This is a genomic window from Kordia jejudonensis, assembly GCF_001005315.1.
GTDB classification, from domain to species: Bacteria; Bacteroidota; Bacteroidia; order Flavobacteriales; family Flavobacteriaceae; genus Kordia; species Kordia jejudonensis.
The window spans coordinates 1-2633 of sequence record NZ_LBMG01000117.1; the positions used below are offsets into that span (position 1 = coordinate 1).

The 2633-nt window shown below is 29.7% G+C and carries 2 protein-coding genes; both read left to right on the forward strand.

Annotated elements, in window-relative coordinates; translation table 11 throughout:
• Positions 1 to 392: 392 nt before the first annotated feature.
• Positions 393 to 2054, forward strand: coding sequence for a glycoside hydrolase family 19 protein (locus tag AA089_RS24390; protein WP_156169297.1), 1662 nt, complete (start codon positions 393 to 395; stop codon positions 2052 to 2054).
• Between the two features lie 8 nt (positions 2055 to 2062).
• Entirely contained in the window at positions 2063 to 2458 is a 396-nt protein-coding gene (locus tag AA089_RS22810) for a hypothetical protein (RefSeq protein ID WP_046759338.1), read from the forward strand.
• The last annotated feature ends 175 nt before the right edge of the window (positions 2459 to 2633 follow it).

A 2633-nucleotide genomic window follows, 5' to 3' on the forward strand; every position in this document is an offset into this window, starting at 1 on the left:
CCATCAGTTCCTTCAAGTTTTCCTAAAAAAACAGATTGAATTAGTAATTATATTAATTACTGAATAAGTAGTATTTAAAACCATATGATGCTTTATTTTAAGTAAATAAATTCCTTCATTACGTTTTTGCCCTATCAGAAATAAGGTAAAAAAGTAAAATCACTTGTTTTGTTCAATGACAACCTTAAAATTAGAAAAGTTATGTGTATTTTTCTAGATAATTTTACTTAACAAGAAATATCCTTCAATCTTAGGCTTTTCTATTCTAACAATATATAGAATCATTATCATGTAGATCGTTAAAGATGATCGTTTCACAGTATTGATGGAATTAAATTCAACTATTCTGTACTGATTCTGACATAATAATAATTGTATTTAAATTAATAATTGTGAAAAAAATCATTGCATTATTTTGTATACTGCTCTTGTTTTCATGTGACAAGGATGATGCTGTTTATTTAGAAAAAAATCCTGAAACAGTAATACAAAATAAAGTGCAAATTAAAGAGGGAAATAATGTTTCCAAATCAGCTATCGATTACATAAGATTAAAGACAAATAATTATTTTACCGTAAGTACAAAAAAACACACGGTAAAATTATCTGTAAAATCCTTTGCTTCAAAATCTACGGATTTAGGAATTGTTGATACGAGTAAAGAAGTTGTTGTATTAAATGAAAAAAATACTAAACATACATTTAAAGTAATCACACCTTTAGAAGAAAATAGTGTAACTAATTTAATAGTGGTAGAAAGTGAAAATTCAATATATGAATATTTTTTGAAGTATACTTTTATTGGTAGCCCACCAATTGATAGTGAAACAAAAGCTATTGATTTTTCTAGGTTTAATGGAACGATAGAGACTTTTGATGAAAATGGAAATTCGATTGGAAGTATAACTGTTCAAGAAGGTATAGTTGCAGAAGATGATGGACAGTTTGCTCCTTGTCCTTCTGAACCTAGTGACGACCCAATTGATGAACCAACTGACGACAACTCTAATGATGATGATTCTCCAGGTAATCCAAATACAAGTGGAGGAATTCCTGGAAGTAATGATGATAGTTCAGCTCCTGTAGATAATACTGGAAACGGAGGTTGGTTTGCAAGTTCTAGTAACGATGATTGTCGTATAAGTTGGCGGTATTCTAATTGTGGATGCGGTATACAATATGCTAACGGACATGAACCATCTGGAAATGCTTGTTGTAGTGGTAGTTCGCTGATAATAACAGATTGTAGTGGAGGTATTTTACACAATCGAAATTCAGATGACAACCAAATGATGATGAAAACGAATCCTTTGAACCCATGTGATGATGGTGCTGTAGCCGTTATAATTGATAAAGATAATGATTGTGACACGTCTAAAGAAGATTTGAAAAAAGTTTTTCCAAATGCTAGCGATGATAATATGAAATTATTGGCAAAAGTCATTAACGATTACGGCAAGGATTTTGGTATAGATTCAGATGAAAAACTATGGCATTTTTTATCCCAAGCTGGGCATGAAGTTGGAGGCGAATTTGCTAATGGTTTGGGTACAACTGAAAGTTTGCATTATACAACTGCAAGTAGATTGAAAAAAATATATAAAAAATATTTTCAACAGAACGCTACCGATACTATTAATAAAAGATTGGCGGATAGCACATATTTAAGAAATTCTGCCAAAGTAGCTAATTATGTTTATGCTAATAGACTTGGTAATAGTAATGAAGCTAGTGGAGAAGGTTATAAGTATAGAGGCAGAGGAATTTTTCAATTGACAGGTAAAAGTAATTACCAATCCTTCAAAACATTTTATAATAATAAATATGACCCTGATATCGATCCTGTTACCACACCAAGTTTATTAAAATCCAATGATACATTAGCTGTAATGAGCGCACTTTGGTACTATAAAAAAAGAGTGCTGGATAAAATAACAGTAGACAGTTTGAGTACAGTCAGAAAAGTAACAAAAAAAGTAAATGGAGGAAGAAATGGATTAACTCACAGAAAAAAAATATTTAAAAAGGCAAAAGATTCAATAACTTGTAAATAAAATTTAAAATGAAAAAAATCACAATATTAAAAATAATCACACTATTGATTATAATGATTGTGGGTATATTATCTTTATCATCTTTCAATCATACTCCCGAAAATGATATTGTAGGTACTTGGATTCACGAAAATGATTTGGAAAATAAGTGGCAATTTACCAATAATGGAATATGTAAATGGCTCAATACAGATAATTCAGTAGATGAAACATTTACCTATACTATTTCATATACTTCGCCGCAATGTGGATACGAAGTAAAAACCAACGGGACTCAATTTTATTATTTAAAAATGATTGATGCTGATGGAGACGAATATTGCTATGACATTAATGTTGATACAACAACACTCTCAATCAACTATTTAGGAACTACTGGATATGATTTATATATAAAACAATAATAGCTATCCACAAGATAGCATTTGGTAAAGCCTTTAAATAATATAAATAGACCATACTTAAAAGTATTTAAGTATCAATAAAACCGTATACCAAATGTAGCATGACGTTACGTTATTTATACAACATTTATTAAAGATATGCTTGAAAACTATTTCACATTCAACTCAAATAATT